The sequence below is a fragment of the Dyadobacter endophyticus genome, assembly GCF_014641595.1.
Taxonomy (GTDB): Bacteria; Bacteroidota; Bacteroidia; order Cytophagales; family Spirosomataceae; genus Dyadobacter; species Dyadobacter endophyticus.
Genome location: NZ_BMIA01000002.1, coordinates 1,002,894 through 1,021,814 on the forward strand (window position 1 = coordinate 1,002,894; position 18,921 = coordinate 1,021,814).

General features: G+C 49.1%; 14 protein-coding genes. 4 read left to right on the top strand and 10 right to left on the bottom strand.

The window, feature by feature from the left end; translation table 11 throughout:
• Positions 1 to 113 precede the first annotated feature (113 nt).
• On the top strand, positions 114 to 884 hold the full coding sequence (locus tag IEY24_RS16365; RefSeq protein WP_188933946.1) for an LOG family protein: 771 nt from the start codon (positions 114 to 116) through the stop codon (positions 882 to 884).
• Between the two features lie 59 nt (positions 885 to 943).
• Here IEY24_RS16365 and IEY24_RS16370 read toward each other — a convergent pair whose 3' ends face one another.
• Together IEY24_RS16370 and IEY24_RS16375 are read right to left on the bottom strand one after the other, a co-directional pair.
• Positions 944 to 1,906, bottom strand: coding sequence for a ComEA family DNA-binding protein (locus IEY24_RS16370; protein ID WP_188933949.1), 963 nt, complete (start codon positions 1,904 to 1,906; stop codon positions 944 to 946).
• Positions 1,907 to 2,023: 117 nt separating this feature from the next.
• A complete protein-coding gene (locus IEY24_RS16375) occupies positions 2,024 to 3,067 on the bottom strand; it encodes a DUF4097 family beta strand repeat-containing protein (protein WP_188933951.1) in 1,044 nt (347 codons plus the stop codon).
• A gap of 117 nt (positions 3,068 to 3,184) precedes the next feature.
• On the opposite strand from IEY24_RS16375, the gene IEY24_RS16380 reads away from it, so the two are divergent.
• A complete protein-coding gene (locus IEY24_RS16380; protein ID WP_188933953.1) occupies positions 3,185 to 3,424 on the top strand; it encodes a hypothetical protein in 240 nt (79 codons plus the stop codon).
• Between the two features lie 3 nt (positions 3,425 to 3,427).
• Here IEY24_RS16380 and IEY24_RS16385 read toward each other — a convergent pair whose 3' ends face one another.
• From IEY24_RS16385 to IEY24_RS16395, 3 genes are all read right to left on the bottom strand, one after another.
• Positions 3,428 to 3,784 carry a hypothetical protein gene (locus IEY24_RS16385; protein WP_188933955.1) on the bottom strand — a complete coding sequence of 119 codons (357 nt, stop codon included), beginning with the start codon at positions 3,782 to 3,784 and terminating at the stop codon, positions 3,428 to 3,430.
• Positions 3,785 to 3,845: 61 nt separating this feature from the next.
• Positions 3,846 to 5,249 (bottom strand): GH1 family beta-glucosidase, encoded by a 1,404-nt coding sequence (locus IEY24_RS16390; protein WP_188933957.1) that lies wholly within the window; start codon positions 5,247 to 5,249, stop codon positions 3,846 to 3,848.
• A 131-nt stretch (positions 5,250 to 5,380) separates the two neighbouring features.
• A complete protein-coding gene (locus IEY24_RS16395; protein ID WP_188933959.1) occupies positions 5,381 to 7,336 on the bottom strand; it encodes a T9SS type A sorting domain-containing protein in 1,956 nt (651 codons plus the stop codon).
• Positions 7,337 to 8,343: 1,007 nt separating this feature from the next.
• On the opposite strand from IEY24_RS16395, the gene IEY24_RS16400 reads away from it, so the two are divergent.
• Together IEY24_RS16400 and IEY24_RS16405 are read left to right on the top strand one after the other, a co-directional pair.
• Positions 8,344 to 9,660, top strand: a complete 1,317-nt coding sequence (locus IEY24_RS16400; protein WP_188933961.1) for a hypothetical protein — start codon at positions 8,344 to 8,346, stop codon at positions 9,658 to 9,660.
• Between the two features lies 1 nt (position 9,661).
• On the top strand, positions 9,662 to 10,513 hold the full coding sequence (locus tag IEY24_RS16405) for a carbohydrate-binding family 9-like protein (protein WP_229222432.1): 852 nt from the start codon (positions 9,662 to 9,664) through the stop codon (positions 10,511 to 10,513).
• A gap of 19 nt (positions 10,514 to 10,532) precedes the next feature.
• On the opposite strand, the gene IEY24_RS16410 is transcribed toward IEY24_RS16405, so the two are convergent.
• From IEY24_RS16410 to IEY24_RS16430, 5 genes are all read right to left on the bottom strand, one after another.
• Entirely contained in the window at positions 10,533 to 11,741 is a 1,209-nt protein-coding gene (locus IEY24_RS16410; protein WP_188933963.1) for a hypothetical protein, read from the bottom strand.
• 114 nt (positions 11,742 to 11,855) lie between these two features.
• Entirely contained in the window at positions 11,856 to 12,143 is a 288-nt protein-coding gene (locus tag IEY24_RS16415; RefSeq protein ID WP_188933965.1) for a hypothetical protein, read from the bottom strand.
• 117 nt (positions 12,144 to 12,260) lie between these two features.
• On the bottom strand, positions 12,261 to 14,660 hold the full coding sequence (locus IEY24_RS16420) for an ABC transporter permease (RefSeq protein ID WP_188933967.1): 2,400 nt from the start codon (positions 14,658 to 14,660) through the stop codon (positions 12,261 to 12,263).
• Between the two features lie 244 nt (positions 14,661 to 14,904).
• Positions 14,905 to 16,392, bottom strand: coding sequence for a capsule assembly Wzi family protein (locus IEY24_RS16425; protein WP_229222440.1), 1,488 nt, complete (start codon positions 16,390 to 16,392; stop codon positions 14,905 to 14,907).
• A gap of 111 nt (positions 16,393 to 16,503) precedes the next feature.
• Positions 16,504 to 18,921, bottom strand: coding sequence for an ABC transporter permease (locus IEY24_RS16430; RefSeq protein ID WP_188933969.1), 2,418 nt, complete (start codon positions 18,919 to 18,921; stop codon positions 16,504 to 16,506).

Consider the following 18,921-nt stretch of genomic DNA (forward strand, 5'->3'; position numbering starts at 1 on the left):
ATTACAGTCCACCGTTCGTTAACCACAGCGGACATGGTGAAAAGTTTTTATTATTGGTGTTAATGGTGCAAAGTTACCATTATACTTATCAACAACTCAATGGATTTCTAAATATGAGTGAAGAAGTAAAACCCACTAACGGGGAATTAGTTGATGTTTCCCTCCTCAACCCTGCGGTTCCCGAGGATGAGAAAAGGATCAAGGAGGCGTTTGAAGACCGCAACTGGAACGAGATCAAGAGTGCCGACTCATGGGTTGTATTCAAGGTAATGGCCGAATTCGTGGAAGGATTTGACAAACTGGCAAAAATAGGCCCGTGCGTTTCGATTTTCGGTTCTGCCCGCACTTTACCCGACAACCCTCACTATAAAACAGCGGAAGATATCGCAGCAAAACTGGTTCGCCACGGCTACGGCGTGATCACCGGCGGCGGGCCCGGTATTATGGAAGCCGGTAACAAAGGTGCGTTCGAGCAGGGCGGAAAATCGGTCGGACTGAATATTAAACTGCCGTTCGAGCAGCACAGCAACATTTACATCGACCACGACAAGAGCATCAATTTCGACTTCTTCTTCGTGCGTAAGGTAATGTTTGTCAAATACTCGCAGGGCTTCATCGTCATGCCCGGCGGTTTCGGTACGCTCGACGAGCTTTTTGAGGCGATGACATTGATCCAGACCAAAAAAATCGGCCGTTTCCCGATTGTGCTCGTCGGTACCGCCTATTGGTCGGGCCTGTTGGAATGGATCAAAGGGACGATGCTTACGGAGCACAATATCAATCCAGAAGACCTCAAACTAATTAGCCTGGTAGATACGCCCGACGAGGCCGTGAAGGTAATCGACACGTTCTATTCAAAATACCTGTTGAAACCTAACTTCTAGCAACGAAATCATTCAAAGCGAAGTTTGTCCAACGGGGTTCTCCAAACGGGGCCATACCGTCAGAACGACAGGTATGGCCCTATTTTTTGTATGGTCGGGTCGTCCAGCACTTTTACATTTCGAAATTCTTCCAGCGAACGGAACGGACCGTGTTGCGTGCGATAATTGACCAACACCTGAACTTGTTTTCTGTTTCTCAAATAGGGGTGTTTGCCTAGCTCTTCGGCGGTAGCTGTATTTATATTCACCTTTTTAACCGGGCTACTCACCTTCGCATAGCGTTTCAACTCCGCCAGCGCAAGTGAATCCAGCCCGTAAACTTCATGGAACTGGTCAGTCGAACAGAACCCTCCCAGCCCATCCCGGAACTTCAAAATGCGCTGCGCCAGCTTGCTTCCGATCCCTTTCAGGCGGATGAGCGCTGTTGTGTCGCATTGATTAATATCAAATGCCTGCATGCCGGTCTTCGTCTCACCTCGTACACCCGTGTTAGAATAAGTCTTGGAAGAGCTATTTTGTCCGACATCAAAGACTGGGCTCTGATCCGGGATCACAATATACTTTTCCAGGCGCGCATACAGCTGCTGCGGAAAATCGTAAATCTTCAACAAATCCTCTTTCCGTCGGAAGCGCCCTCCCTTGCTCCTGAATTTTTCAATACGCCCGGCTATAAATGCAGGAATACCCACTCCTCTAAGCTCTTTTTCTGAGGCCGTATTTGGATCAAAACGAACCAGTTTGATTGCCTCCGGTACTTGCGTCGTCCCGTACGCGGGCGACCGCTGTTTTTCACGATACGGGTGAGAAACCTGCTGTCTTTCCAATAATAGCGCAATGCTGTCCAGCACCTTCCGCTCGGGCGGCGAGCTGACCGTCGGCACTAAAGGCAAGATCCAGCGCCGGAAAAAAAAGGGCGTCCAAATGACCATTGCGCAGAATAGCATCATCACAAGTGCACCGCGCGCCTCTTTTCGGGATATTCCGAAGAAGTCCTGTAAACTGTTTAAAATTCTCTGATACATACGCCGGGATTGTTTTCTCCCTTTTTACGCTGCATCGACAATTTGGTAACAGGTTTTAAAACACCAATGAGCAGACGGTAAGCCGCCTGCTCATTGAAGTAAGAAATAATGTATGTGTTATTGATTCACATAAACACCACCAGCACTGGCCGACAATGTTACCGGAATACCACCGCCATTCATTTTACCCTGAACACGGTCTTTTTCAGCCGAGCCGTCGAAGTTTTTAAGTGGTATCGACACTTTATTACCTCTCAGATTCAGGTCAACGCCTTTATCCAACGGCATGGTTACCCGTACGCTACCGGCAGATGTGGAAAGATCTACATATTTACCGAGCGATTTCAGTTCCAGCTCGATGCTCCCCGCACTCGTATTTGCCCGGATACTGCCTGAAACATCCGCCAACCGTACAGAACCACCCGACGTACCGGCATCGAGTGAACCGTCGACACCCTCGCCGCGGATGCTTCCACCACTGGTATGTGCCAGAATATCGCCATTGAGTTTATTCAATTCTATGCTTCCGCCGGAAGTTTTCAGCTCGATCTTGCCTTTCAGTTCACTGGCGTTAATACTTCCACCGCTGGTATGGAGGTTGATATCCTTACTGCAATGCGCCACATCGATGCTGCCACCCGAGGTACGGCCACGGATTACCCCGTTCAGGTCGTCGATTTTGAGGCTACCTCCGCTGGTGGAGAAATTTTGTTCGCCGGTCAATGAAGCAATTTTAATGCTTCCTCCACTGGTTTTGAGATTGGTAGCCACATTCCGGGGCGTCGTTACTTTAAATGAGAGGGAAATACTTTTTTTCTCATTCCACTGCAAATTGCTTTTACGCTTTGCCGTCGCGAGCACCTTACCGCCTTCGGTCCCGATCATGATGTCGTAATCTTCCAGGCGTTCCTCGATTTCTTCTTTTGTCAGGTTCTTATTACCGTTCCAGCCATTGCCGCGCACGTACATTTCTACTTTGAAACCATCGGACTGCCCGCCGGTAACCGAAATCGAACCACCGGAAGTCTCTACCTGTAATTCCTTGAGGGCAGAGCCATTGAAGTTTTTGGTAACGTAAGGTTTGTCATCATCGCCTTGCGCGCAAGCACTTACGAAAACGAGTGCGGACAGGACGAAAGCAAGTAGTTGTTTAATTTTCATGGGATTCTTGATTTGTTTGCTCAATGATGCAAATATCCGCAAACAGGTTGCATGGAGTAACTTAAAAGTTCGAAGCCGGTACAGTTTTTGCAATTCAATATTTTAAAACAAAAAAACATGAAAACATACCGCGTAAAAGCCGCCCGCGAATCAGAGGAAAATTTGGTACTGGACATCCTGCAAAACCTGCAAAGAAAGGGTGCGATCGTATTTGAAGAAGAGCTGCCCGACGGAAAAAGCAACCGCCCTAAAGAAGCTACACCTGCCACGGAGGAGCAGGTGCAGGAGATTATTGATGAAGCGGAATTAGGTCCTTATTATTCAGAACAAGAGGCAAAGAACATCCTCCATCTGTGAGCATTATTTTTTGTGAATTTCAATGACTTTGATTTCGTCGTACGTCGCAGTGTGGCCCCAGCCGCATTGAACGGTACTTTTCGCCCCTGTCAGGCTGTATTTCAGGTGAACCGGCGTGAAACTGTAATATTCTTCGATTTTACCCAGCTCCTTCTCTATTTTAGCACGCGATGCTTCGCTGGGCAGCAGCGAAATGGTCGAATCTTTGGCAGTAATAGCGAAATGCCATGAACAGCCATCGGTAGCGAGCATGTTAGTCCAGGTCGCATCTACTTCATAAACTTGTTCGTTGACATCGTCACTTTCGTCGTGGCAGCTGGCCCAGGCCAGCAATCCGAACAAAACAATCAGAACTTTCATGGTTGTAGGGGTTTAATATGACGGGTAGACACGCCCTTTCCCGAATTAGTTGGAAACCATATTATCTTTCTGTTTTTTTAAGGAAGTCGGCAAACCATCTGCCCGACCCCTTCACGATACGCTCCTGGGTTTTAAAATCCACATATACCAGACCAAAGCGTGCGGAATACCCATGTGCCCATTCAAAATTATCCATTAACGTCCACGCGAAATAACCGGTGATGTTTATCCCTTCGTTTTTAGCCCTCAGAACGGCTTCGAGGTAATCGTGGTAATAAGCCTGTCTGGCATCATCTTCCACCTTCCCGTCTTTCAGCGTATCTTTAAATGCCGCCCCATTTTCTGTAATGACCAATTCACGGACGCCTTTGTATCGTTGAAATTGTTTCAATATTTCATACATCCCGGCGGGACTGATCTCCCACCCCAAACCGGTCGTCGGGACATTCCTAAGCGTGGCGGGCACATCTTTCAGCCACATCACCGGTGCCAGGTACGAATGCTGTACCACCACGCTGAAATAGTTTTGTAACCCCCAGAAATCAAAATCGAATTTTAGCCTTTCGCTGTCACCTTCACGCATGAACCTTTTGATATTAGACAGAAAAGGAAATGCGTCTTTGGGATAGCCCAGCCCTAATGCCGGTTCGATGAAAAGCCGGTTCATGAGCGCGTCCGCCCGCCGCGCCGCCCTTATGTCCGCCGACTTCTGACTGTTGGGAATAACATGAGAGCAGGAAATCGCAGTGCCGATGCGCGCGTCGGGCAACAACTTCCGCAATACCCTACCGCCTTCCGCCTGACTCAACGCCAGGTGATGCACTACCGGCAGAAAGTTATGAATGCCCTTGCTCCCGGGCGCGTGCTCGCCCGTGGTGTATCCCAACCCAGCCACGGCCATAGGCTCGTTCAACACAATCCAATGCCGTACCCGGTCGCCAAATGCGTTTGCGCATACTGCCGTATATTCCGCAAACCATTCGACAACGCGTCTGTTCTTCCAGCCGCCGGCTTTTTCCAATATTTGGGGTAAATCCCAGTGATACAGCGTAATCCACGGTTCTATTCCCAAGGCAATACACTTATTTATCAACCTGTTATAGAAATCCAAACCAGCCTGGTTGACGCGCCCGTGGCCATCGGGCAAGATCCGTGACCACGACAGCGAAAATCTGAACTGCCCGAAACCGAGCTCTTTAACCAGTTCCAGGTCTTGCTCATATCGGTTATAGAAATCACAAGCTACCCGCGCATGGTCGCCATTCCGTATCTTGCCTTTTTTCCTCGCAAAAACGTCCCATACACAATCGGTCCGGCCATCCTCATCCACCGCCCCCTCGATCTGGTATGCCGCTGTTGCCACACCCCATTTGAAATCACTTCCAAAATCCTCCCGCGATAAAGGATTTGCCGCTACCGGCCTGTACCCCGATTCTTTATTATGATGATCAATAATTGTTGCCAAGCCAATCCCGGTTACCTTTTGTTCACGAAAGTTAAAACTAATCTATAAACAAAAACCCTTCGTCCTGAAACCGCGGACGAAGGGTTTTCAAAATTACTGCTCCGGTTGCTGCGGAGCCTTTACTCCGGAGCTTATCTTACGACAAGGATTTTGCGCATCAACGGACCGTTGTTGATTTTCACATAGTAAGTTCCCTGCGACAATTTCGTCAGGTCTACTTCATTTGCCGAATCCGGCGTAGTGTTCATTACTAACGCACCTGTCTGAGCGTAAACCTTCACATTTGTGACCTGCTGGTTGCTGGTCACTTTGATACGGTCGACAGTCGGGTTCGGATAAACATTCATCTGCTCCTGGCCATCGAAGTTCAGGCTCTTGATCGCGCTGTAAGCGAATGTTTCATCCAAATCCACCATTTTCAGCCGATAAAGGTTTACTGCAAATGGATTAGTGTGCGTATAGGTGTAAGTTTCGAGTTCCTTGCTTTCTCCTTTCGCCTCTACCTGCGACAGCGCTGTCCAGTTTTTACCATCCTGGCTGTGCTGTACTTCGAAGTAAGCGGAGTTGGTTTCAAAAGTTGTGGCCCAGGCCAATTGAGCTACTGAACCTTCTTTTTTCGCAGAGAATGCTGATAGCGTTACCGGCAATGGCGGGCCTGAGAAAGTAAGACATGCATTGTCGACAACAAAATCATTTCCATTTGACGACAGCAACACACGTACATATTTGGTACCTCCCGGTACTGTTCCGCCTAATGTATATTTTTCGAGGCCCCATGTTCCGCTGTTGAGCTCTTTTGTTACGTCCTTGTTAATCTGACCAAGTTCTACCTGACCTTCGCTGAGGAATACCAGCTGGATTTTCTGGCTATTCGACGCGCTGAATGCCGCATAGATGTTCAGGGCAATCTGGTTTCCGGTTGTCGTTTGCAACTCTACATCCTGCCAGAACTTACCTGCTCCGCTCAATTTCGCCCCGTTTACACCGCAAACCGCGTAGGTAGGCTCAACTGTCAATGTCCCGGTTACATTCCAGTTATTGGTACCATTTTCGAAACTTGGGTTCTGAAGGGTATTACCATTACATTCCTGGCAGGTAACTGGTTGGGTAAGGGTGGTACAAATCGCATCCACTTTGAAATAGTCGCCCGACGAATTAACGGAGAAGCGAACTTTTACGGCTCCCGCCGGCGCAGTTGCAGAGATCGAGAATTGCTTGAGTTTGCTGTCAACGACCTTGTAGTCCATATTGACCACAGCCTCGCCGGTGTTGATTTTATTCCCTGCACCGTCATAGAAAGTGAGTTTGAACGTGTGCGCCACACCAGTGTTGTGTGTACCACCATATGCGGTCACATCCACTTTCGCTCCTGCAACCACATTAATGTCCTGCCAGATAGATCCGGAACCGGTGATCAAACCGTTTTTGCTGCCGCACATGTTGTACGCCTCGTCCGTACCGAAGTTGGTTCCACCGGATTTTGACCAGTCATTGGTTCCGTTTTCGAAACTTGCATTTTTGACATATTGATTCGAGTTTACGCAATCGCAGTCAACCGGATTGGCAGGAGGCGTAACTTTCATACATGCCGCATCCACTTTGAAATAGTTTCCACTGGAATAAAGCAGGAAACGAACTTTCGCCGTGTTTGCCGGCGCTGTTGCCGACATGGTGTACAGTTGCAGCTGGTTACCGCTGCCCACTTCGAAATTCATCGATTTCACGATCGCTTCACCGATCTGGTTGCCGCCCGATGTGTAAAAAATCAGCTTGAACTGATGTGTCTCGTCGTTATTGTGCGTTCCACCATATACGCTCAGATTGACCTGGCTTCCGGCTTCAAGGGTAACATCCTGCCATATCTGGCCGGCACCGGTGATCAAACCGTTCTTACTTCCGCACATATTATATGCACCGTCCGTACCGAAGTTGGTACCGTTAGATTTTGACCAGCCGTTAGTCCCGTCCTCGAAGCTGGCGTTCGTGAGAACGTTGTTGTCACAACCACAGCTGGTCGTGGCATTGGCCTGGAAGGCGAAGCCCAGGCTCAATAGTAAAAGGGTAAAGAGAAACGTAAAATTTTTCATAACGTATTTGATTTGTAATTGATTAGCTGAAACGCTTGTCAACAAAATGTACGTTACAAAGGTAAAAATTAGATCATCCAAAAATAGTACTTTTTTTATATGACAACCACGTAATAATTATGTTTATAACCGATTTTAAATTGTTATTACAGTCCTTTTCAAAAGTTTTTCTACAATTATAAACCTAATTATTTATTAAAAAATATCATTTTGGACCTAAAAAACTTCTTACACAGTTCCAAACTGGTTACATAAGCTCTTTAAATTACTAATATAACTTTTTTAATACTAAGCAATGGGTAACGATCCATCGTGAAGGTATAGCGGTTACATGAAAACCAAAGAAAATTTTGCAGACATCGGTACCACCACTGTGTTTTGTGTGCGTACCCGGCTCTTTTCAGGCCTCAACCCAGAATCATCGTTTAGTCGTAATGACCACGGAAAGGCAAGTAAAACTTCTACGTCAATAAATTACATAAGTGCCGTTTTAAAGGATAAAATACCTGTTTTGCCCAACTAACGGCATTAGCTGAAAATGCTCGGTTCTGTGGATAACACTGAATTTTCACTGAAGAATTTCGACAAAACTTTTTTTGCAAAAAACCCGGCTTCTACAAGATTTATATTGACTGCGAATAGAATGCAGCTATTTTATTACTGTATTACAGCTGTTTAGCTACATTCTATTTGGATTAGCAGACAGCAGCTCCCAAATAAATTTAGATTCAATAAGAATAAGACGATAGAAAATACTGCGAAAGCAGGGCTTCCGCAGAACGTTAACGAAAGGAAACAGGTGTTATGCCAAATAACTCCCGAGTTACATGACATTTTCTTGTGACACATCCGCAACCCTTCCTGATCCTTTATTGCTTTTCGGTGCGGATTTCCGCAATACTGTGTATTTTAAGCACCAATTGGGAGCACGGCCGGGACTCCGGGCCCTTCGGGACACCGTCAGCTACAATTCCCGAACAGGTAATCTATCAGAAAGTCTTGATGTTATGCTTAAAAAATACGTTACAGCGCTGATAATCGCGATACTGGCGACCTCCTGCGCCACGCACGAAAAGACAGCCTCCCCTGCCGATCGCCTCGATAGCGTTGCCCGGGAATATGTCAAACTGGGACTTTCCATTGGCCAGTTCGACGGCGATTTTGTAGACGCTTATTATGGCCCCGACTCGTTGCGGCCCGCCAAAACAGATACTTCACATTTTCCAAAAGAAGCGTTACTGCAAAAAACCTCCGCTTTGAAACACGTCCTGGCGACATTTGCGCCCGATGCAGCGCCCGACACCCTCGCACGCCGTGCCGAATGGCTGACGGCCCAGCTTACCGCATTCGAACGACGGATACAGCTCTTTTCGGGCACGTTGGTACCATTCGACTCCGAATCCAAAGAGCTGTTCGACGCTGTGGCGCCGGTTTATGAAGAACAGTATTTTAAAGACCTTATTGCAAAGCTTGATCGCCTGCTACCCGGCCAGGGCTCCATTCCGGAACGCTACCAGAAACTTGCGAACCATTTCCTGATTCCTCAGAATAAGATCGATACCGTTTTCCGGACTGCCATCGCGGAGGCGCGCAAGCGTACGCTTGCCCACTACACACTACCCGTGGGCGAAGATTTCAAACTTGAATATGTGCGGGACAAACCCTGGTCGGGATATAATTGGTACAAAGGCAACTACAAAAGCGTGATCCAGATCAATATAAGCCAGCCTATCTATATTGAGCGGGCCATCGATCTCGCCTGCCATGAGGGTTATCCCGGTCACCATGTGTACAATGCGCTGCTCGAAAAAAACCTGTTCCGTGGCAAAGGATGGACTGAAATTTCACTTTACCCATTGTTCAGCCCACAGTCTCTGATTGCCGAAGGAAGCGCCAACTATGGTATTTCCATGGCTTTTCCGGGCGATGAGCAGCGGGAATTCTGCAAAAGTGTGTTGATCCCGGTCGCCGGGTTGGATACGGCAATGAGCTATGCGTATTTCAAGGCCCTCACAATCCGTTCGGCATTGAACTACGCCCGCAACGAGGTAGCGCGTGGTTTGCTTGACCACGGTATGAGCGACCGGGAGGCGAAGCGATGGCTAACCGACTACTGCCTGCTGTCCGAAAAAGGTGCCTCGGACTACCTGCGATTCATCCGTAAATACCGGAGCTATGTAATCAACTACAATTACGGGCAGGACATCGTCAAGAAATACATCGAATCCGAGAGCGGAACAACAGCCGACGCCGGCAGAAGATGGAAGCGGTTCGAGGCGTTACTAAGCAATGAAAACAAGGCAAGCGACCTTTTGAAGAAGTAAAATGCATTATATTTATTTCATGCTCGCCGCGATGGCCGGCATCACCACCATCACAGCGCAGGGGCAAACGCGACCAGCTCCCCAAAGCTACATGTGCAATCGGGCCGGAAAGGCTATTTCCATCGACGGAAAACTGAATGAGCGTTCCTGGAAGAAGGCTGCCTGGACGTCATCATTTGTAGATATTGAGGGAGATAAAAAGCCGCTCCCACTGCAAGAGACCCGCGTAAAGATGCTTTGGGACGACCAATACCTTTATATCGCCGCACAAATCGACGAAGAGCATATCTGGGCTTATCAGGACCGGAAAGACCAAATTGTATACTTGGAAAATGATTTCGAAGTATTCATTGATCCGGACGGGGATACTGAAAATTATTACGAGCTGGAAATCAATGCGATCAATAATACCTTCGATCTATTTTTACCCAAAACCTACCGCAAAGGCGGAAAAGCGCAGCTTAAATGGAATATCCAAGGACTGAAATCGGCGGTATCGGTCAATGGTACCCTGAATGACGCGAGGGATAAGGACAAGAGATGGTTTGTAGAAATCGCGATTCCGTTTGAGTCGCTTTCTACCGAGCATGTGAAACCGGTAATCCCGGCCGACGGCTCCGAATGGCGGATCAATTTTTCACGCGTCAATTGGCAACACGACGTCGATCAGCAGGGGCATTATAGCAGGAAACGCAATGCCGAAACCGGCAAAGTAATCCCCGAATACAACTGGGTATGGTCGCCGCAGGGCATTATCAATATGCATTATCCCGAATATTGGGGCAAATTACTTTTCAGAGACGAGGAAGTGGGAAATCGAAGTAACGCTGATAAACCCCGGCAAGTCCAATAGCTTGCCGGGGTTTTGACTTTCAATGTCCTTCGCTGGATTCGAAACCAAGGATGGCCAGACGGTAAGGCGTAGCAGAAACTTTCACCGTATTGGTTTTGGACAAATTCCCCGTGCTGATAACGAGCAGTTCGCCCCTCTTCGGCTGCGTAATATATATGTAGCGCGATGTCGCTTCCAGCTGCGGCTTCTGCGTTTCGTCTTTCGCCGTTGCACCGATCACCGATCCACTCGTTTTCAAAGTATTGGTTTTCAGGTCATAGATCCTCAGTTCCCCGCTGTGCAGCAATACCACGACGTTGTTTCCTGCATAATCGACCTTCGCCTGCATGATATCCGTACTCGCCAGAACCGGCGTGACCGATTTGGCAGCGACATCAATCACATAAACGCCCTTGGCTGCTGTATAGCCTAGAAATTTGCCTGCGCCTTTCACTTCGAGAATAGAGCCGAACCACGCTTCCCCAAAATCGGCAGGATGCGGGATCAGCTGCTGGTTGCCCGTCGGCTCCACAGCCAGAATGCCGCTCGAAGAACCGAATAGTGAAATGCTGCCGTTCGTTGCATTGCCGTGAATGCCCTTGGTTTGAATGGTGGAAGCGAAAAGTGTTTTTCCCGAAACGTCGATGATCTTCACACGCTCCGGCAACGTCCCGGCCACAGAACCGTCCTTCACCGTAATGGCATAGGTGCCGTTGTCAAACTTTGTCATAGCGCCGTGATGTGCCACGTTACCGGCGTCGATAAGTGTCATTTTCTTACCGGCAGTATGGAAATCCGCCTCTTTTGCGATGCTCAGTGTGCCGTCGCCGTCGTTAAAAGTGATGATCTCGTCGCCCTTGCTTTTAAAATGCGTTGGTTTCTTACCATCGCCCGTCAACGCCCCGAACTTAGGCGTCCCTTTCACGTCAACATGGTCGCCATGGCCTTCGAAGCCCGTGTCGAAAAGCTGTACATAGTTGTTGGCACCATTCACAATAGCCCCGAAACGTCCGCCTTGTGTTCCATAAAGCGCCGACTTAGGGAATTGCGCTTCAAATTTCTCAGCCGTAAGCTTCACCGGATCCACGAGCGACAGCTCCTTGGAAGTCTCGTCGTTCACCACCACTCGGATAAACTTGTATTCCGTCTCTCCAATAGGCGCTACGTCGTCTTTTTCCTTGTCGTCGCAAGCTACGAGCAATGCACCGAGTGCCATCGGGAGTAATACTTTGAATAAATGCTTTTTCATAAAAAAATCTTTATATGCAACAATGATGCAAATGTAGTTTCAGGAAAACCACAAATGCAACAATGTTGCATATAAAGATTAAAAAAGAATTAAAACAGCCCCTATCGTCGCCTGTCAGGCAATCGCCTCGCGTAACAAGTTCCTGCTTTCTTTTTTGACAAATGTGATTGGCACAAAATCGTCGTTGGGTGCGCCAATGTAGTAGACGGTCCATTCCGGATCGTGATGCGCCAGCATTTCGCTGATACAGTCGGCGCGGTGCGCAACCGGATTGGTACAATCTTCCCAATAAAACAGCTCGACCCGGTAGAACAGGTTCTGCTTGATGCCGTTGATCGTTACCTCAACTTTGATCTCCTGCTTGCCTTGAAGCGGTGGGATAGGGATTGCAATGTGGCTCATGGGTTTATCTGGTTAAAATTCAATTTATATTTTGGAGGAAGGGGAAGAAGGAGAAAAGGGAGGAAAGGCATTTTCCATCCTCCCTTTCCTCCTTCCTCCTCTTGCTCCCCTCCTCCCTCACTCCGCCCTCAAACTCTTAACGGGATTCGTCAACGCCGCCTTGATACTCTGAAAGCTGATCGTAAACAATGCTACGAACACTGCCAGCGCGCCGGCGACCAGGAACATCCACCATTCGATATCGATGCGGTAAGCAAAGTCGTTCAGCCAGGTCCTCACGGCAAACCAGGCAACCGGCGTGGCGATAAGAATGGCCGTGAAAACGAGTTTAAGAAAATCCCGTGACAGCAAAGCCACAATACCCGCTACCGAAGCGCCCATTACCTTTCTGACACCTATTTCCTTGATCCGCCTTTCTGCTGAATAGGAAGCGAGCCCGAACAGCCCCAGACACGATATGAAAATCGCCAGGCCCGCTAATATGCCCACGATCTCGCTCACCTGACTATCGGCACGGTACATTTCGGCGAAATGCTCGTCGAGAAATGAATAGGTGAATGGCTCGTCAGGAACAAGTTTATTCCAGGTCGATTGTATGGCCGCTATCGACTGCTGCGCATCTTTCCCCTTAATGCGGACCGACATTTCGGAGTATGACCAGTCCTTCTGATTGAACAGGCATAGCGTCTCGATTTTATGGTGCATTGAATTAAAGTTAAAATCCTCTGCCACACCCACGATCGTCGAAAGCGAATCCATTCCCGAAAACCCAAACCGCTTGCCGATCAATGTCTCCATTGTCAAGGTCGGCTCATCCTTCAGAAGCTCTTTCGCCAGCGATTCGTTGATAATGTAGGTTTTTGCATTATCTCCGGCACTGTGCGTGAAATTCCGGCCTGCGATCAGTTTGATTTTGTACAACGACAAGTAATCCGGATCTACCACCACTTGCGAGGAAGTAAGCTCGCGCCTCGCACCCGTACCCTGAAATGCCACACCGGTCTGGTGCAGGTTATTGCCGAGGCGCTGTTGCGAGCCGGTAACCGCCTCAATAAACGAGCTTGTCAGCAACTCCTGTTTCAATGCTTCATATTTCACATCCAACTTCGAGTTCAAAGGCACTATAACCACCTGCTCCTTGTCAAAACCAGGATCCTTATCCACCATATATCGCAACTGCTTCACGGCAAAGCCCGTAGCGATGATCAGAAACACGGCGCTCGTGAACTGTGCGATTACCAATGCATTCCGGAAATTGCTTTTCCCGGCACGGATCGTACCCTTCAACACCTTCACAGGTTCGAAAGCCGACAGAAATGCTGCCGGGTATAACCCAGAAAACAGTCCCACGAGCATTGTTCCCAGTAAAATGACCAGCAACAAGCCCGGGCTTTGAAATATCGAAAATTCGAGCCGGCGCTGGCTGAAATTGGCTACCGAAGGCATTACCAGCTTCACGATAGCCACTGCCAGTACCAGGGCAAACAGCGCCAGCAGCACCGATTCGCCTATAAATTGCCCCGCCAGCTGAAATCGTTGCGCGCCAATCGACTTGCGTATCCCCACTTCCTTCGCCCGACCGGTCGAGCGGGCAGTCGACAGGTTCATAAAATTCACACAGGCGATAATGAGCACAATGGCAGCTATGATCGAGAAAATGTAGGTATATCGCCTATCGAACTTCTGATAATTGACATAGTCGTGCGTAATATCCACCGACTGCGCGTGAACCTCGGTCAGCGGCTGCAAAAACAGCTCGTAAAACTTCCAGCCGCCTTCTTTCATATGTTTTTTGAGGAAAGCGGGAAATTTCTTTTCCATTTTGCCAATGTCCGTCCCGGGCGCAAGTTCCAGGTAAGTCACGAGCCAGTTTCCGCCCCAGTTTTTCATAAAATCGGGCTTTGCGATGGTATTGAAGGAAATGAGCGCATCGAACTGCAAATGCGAGTTCGCAGGAACGTCCTCCATAATACCCGTGACTTTCAGCGTGAGCGTGTCGTTGCCAAAGTGGTTGACGTATTTACCTATCGGATCGATATTACCAAAGATATTTTTGGCACTTTTCTGTGTCAGCACAACGCTGTTGGGCTCTTTCAATACCCGACCTTTGTCGCCTTCAAGCAGCGGATAATCGAAGAGTTGAAAGAAATTGGAATCGGTCAGGAATACCTGTGAAAGTTCGATCCTTTGATCGTGGTAATGCATCGGCAGCTTTCCGGTGGTATTAATTCTGACAAACTGCCGGATTTCCGGAAATTCTTCTTCTAATGTTGGCCCCATCGGGAACATCGAAAGCGCCACTTTTTGCGGAGCCACCATTCCTTCGAACTTCTGTACCTCGTCGAGCCGGTAGATGTTTTTAGCATGCAGCCCGTCGAAGCTGCGTTCGTAGAAAACGAACAGCATGATCACAATGCAGGCCGCCATACTCACGGCCAGGCCCACAATGTTGATAACCGAAAAAACTTTGTTCTTCCAGATGTTCCGGAGAGCGATTTTGAGGTAGTTTTTGAGCATGCCGCAAATTTTTTGACTACGGACCGCCGTCGGCAGTCCTACTTCAACAGGCTTAAGACAGCAATTGCCAGAAAACATAATTCCCTGACAATGACTGCATCAGCTTACGGCAACAAATTTATGCCAGTCCAGTCAACGGATTAAAAATCAGCATTTTAATGAAGAAAAAGACCTAAAAACTGTCCGAATTCGGACAATCTTGTTCATCGATGGACAACGCGGAAAATTCCGCGCCGGGGGCTTTTTACCAGTCCTTACGGAAACCAATATACCCGCCGGTCCTCCGCTTGAAAATTTCGCCCTGGTCGGTAGCAATACGGGCGATAATGCTGGCATTTTTCAGGCCGGGAACGGCATATTGTGCCCCCAATACCGATGAAAACTGCCCTCGCGGTGGGTCGAAGTCAGCGCCCGGCGTTCCGAAATTTTTGCTGTAAGAGACCTTCAATGTAAGCCCCAGCGAACGGCCGACCTTCCCTTGTGCGCCCAGGTAATACATATTCACCCGATTATTAGGAAAAAATCTTTGATTATCGAGTTTCGACTGGTCCATATCCTTGCCGGGAATGATAAACGGCGTGCCTACCGTCCGCCCCTTATACGACCAGCCTTCCGAATACTGAGTATGGTTGAAATAGTTGTCCGCGCCCTGGTATTTGCTCCCGGGAATGTAAAATTCGGAACCGGATTGGTTCTTGGTACTGAGGAATTCCAAGGTCAGATGTGTAAGCGCAAAGCCACTGACCAGGTTTCCGGGCAAGAGTTTCAGGTTAATACCGTAAAGTCCGTCGGGGATATTCTTGAAAAGCATACTTGAAACATCCTCGAACGGATGCTGATGGTATACGAAAAGCCGGTATTTGTTGAGCTTAGTTTCAAAAGCTATGTCGTAGCTACCCAAATGGTTACCGACACGGTAGCTATCGAAAGCCCCGTAACCATTTTTCTCGAACCAGTTTTTGGAAGTAAACGCCAGCACCACGTTCGGGTACACAGACCATGATGACGGCAACTCGCCGTTCACCGCCAGTTCGGGATGCAGTTTGAGGTAATCCGAATGCCCCGCCCACATTACATTGTGGTTCAGCCCGGCATAAAGCTTGCTTTTGCGTTTCCCAAACCTCAGATATACAAACTTCTGATGCAGCCGCACACCCTGGATATAGTCGGTATTAAACCATCCATGCGCAAATCCGGCATGCACAGCCACAAAGTTCCCGGTGAATTTCAGGGGAGAAAAGCCCACCGTCCCGATCTGCACTTTCGGTACCGGTAGCGAGTTCCCCGACACCGCGTAAAAGCCGGACGACATGGTGGTATCGCCCAGTCCCATTACCTCGCGCCTCCGCCCCACCCATAGCTCCATGCGCTTGAACCGCACGCCTGCATGCGCCTCCGGGAGCACAAATTCAAACTTGCTTTCTTTATTATACATCCCTACCGGGCTCACCCCCGCACGCCAATCGAATTTTCGGGGCTTGCCAGCGAGGCTGTCATAAAAAATATAGTTTTTCCGCGCCGTTGCCTGTACAACCCCTGCGGTAGCGCGGTCAGGCACGGTACCGAACTGGTTGGTCCGGAGCCAAAACGGCGTTTCACCATTCGAAGACACATATGCTCCCGCCTCGACACTCGCTTCGAGGTTGGATACAACCATACTTTTCTGGGCAAAAAGCGGCCCCGAAATAATCGCAAAAAATGCAATAACACTGTAAGTAAAGGTTCTACGCAAGTGATTCGGCTCGGTAAAGATTTTCCCTGCAAGATAAAGATGAGCGCGGGAATATTTGTTACCTGGGAATGAATTGTGTAGCGATCTTCCGACGGCAGTCAACGGTCATCCTCACTCCGACCGCAAACTCTTCACAGGATTCATCAATGCCGCCTTAATACTCTGGAAACTGACTGTGAGTAATGCAATACCAATAGCAAACAAGCCCGTAGCCGGGAAAATCCACCATCCGATGCCTACCTGATAGGCGAATCCCTGCAACCACTGCCGCATGCCCAGCCAGGCGACCGGTGTAGCGATCACCAGGGCAACGCATACCAGCGATAGAAATTCGCCGGAAAGCATAGCGACAATACTACCCACGGAAGCGCCCAGTACCTTTCTGACCCCAATTTCCTTCGTCCGCCGTTCAGCCGCGAAAGTGGCCAGCCCGAACAGCCCGAGACAGGCGATCACCACGGCAATGCAGGTGAAATAAAGCACGATAGTACCCGTACGGTGTTCCTTTTCATAATTCTTCTGAAAATCCTGATCGAGGAACGAATAGGAGAACGGAATACCGGGGTTCAGCCGCTTCCAGGCCGCCTCTACCGACGCCAGCGTCCACGCATAATCCCTGGTTTTCAGGTTGCCTATGAAATACTGGTACTTATCGGTAATGCTGGTGGTGAGCGCATAGGGCTTGATCCCTTCATGCAGGCTGCGAAAGTTGAAATCCTTCACGACGCCTACCACCTGCAAGCTCCGTCGCTTGCCCCCCAACTCAAAAAATACATTTTTCCCGATGGCCGAAGCTACATCATAACCCAGTTCCCGCGCGGCTGTTTCGTTCAGGATCACGCTGCTGGAATCACCGCTGAATGCCTTTGTGAAGGAACGCCCCGAGACCATTTGCAAGCCCAACGTTTCCACATAATCGTCCCCAACAGTGGCGAAATGCACGTCGACCGCGTCGTGAATAGTCCGGTTTTCGGTATAAAAAAGCAGGTCTTCGATATTTTCAATGCCGGGATACACCGATCCGCTGGTGGCCGCTGCCACGCCCGGAATGCGTAGAACCTCTTCCTTGAATGCATAGAAATTAGCGGCGGCCTTCTGATTTCTGAACGGCACCACCAGTTTTTGTTCCTTATCAAAACCCAAATTCCGGTTTTGCAGAAAAGACAATTGTTTGCTGATTACGATAGCGCCGAGAATGAGGATAATAGACACTGTAAATTGGAACACCACCAGCCCCTTCCGTAACAAACCGGCCGAAGTTACATTCACCAGACGGCCTTTCAGCACGCTCACCGGTTTGAAGGACGACAAATAGAGCGCAGGGTAAAGCCCGGCAACCAGGCCGGTGAAGAGCGTAATACCAGCCATCCAGTACAGAAATGCGGGATGTGCGGCCATGTCCAGCACTTTGCCGGTCAGGTTGTTGAAATAAGGCAAAAGTACCTGCACCACCACCAACCCGATCGCCAGGGCCATCAGGGCCATTATCATCGACTCTCCGAGGAACTGGCAGATGAGCGAATTCCTGACCGCACCCATCACCTTCCTTACCCCTACTTCCCGCGCCCGCTTTTCGGAGCGAGCCGTGCTGAGGTTCATGAAATTGATGCAGGCTATCAGCAACAGGAACACGGCAATGGATCCGAAAATGTAGAGGTACGTCATGCTGCCATTCGGCGCGATCTCATTGCCAATGGCGGATCTCAGGTAAATGTCCGTTACCGGTTGAATAAATAGTTTTTTCGAAATGCCCAGCGCTTTCAGATCTCTCTCACCATGCCGGTTCATGAACGGCGTCAGTTTGGATGCAAATGCTGCCGGATCTGCGCCGTCGCGTAGTTTGACATAGGTATGAAAAATGTTGTTCATCGCCCAGTTGTTCTGGCTCACGACCCAGCCCCCCATATCACCGTTCTGCATGGACAAAAAATACCTCGCATCGATATGCGACTTCCGACTGTTCCGAAAAACGCCGGATACTGTATAGTCGAAATCTCCGAAAACCAGTCCCACACGGATCACCTTACCCACCGGATCCACATCACCGAACAGTTTTTCAGCGACATTCTCGGAAAGCACCAGCGTGTTGGGGCGGTTCAGTGCATTGCCGGGATTCCCGTATTTGAAATCGTAGGTAAAAACATCAAAAAACGTTGAATCTGCATAATAGCCGTTCGTTTCATAAAACCTCGTGGCCTCTTTCCCATTACGGTTTTCGAGCAACATTCGGTCGATCCCGGAGAATTTCAGCATGCGCGTCACCGATTCAACTTCCGGAAAATCGCTCTTTACACCCGCAGCCAATGGCCCGGGCGTTCCCGCCCATTTCTCGGCAGGCGTTTCCATCGCAATCCGGAAAAGCCGGCTGGCTGAACGGTGATGTTTGTCAACACTCAACTCGTCGGAAATATAAAGCACGATCAGCAGGCAGGTGGCCAGCCCAAGGGCAAGGCCGAAAATATTGATCGCAGTATAGCCCTTGTTATTTAAGAGGTTGCGCAGGGCGATTTTGAGGTAGTTTCTGAGCAT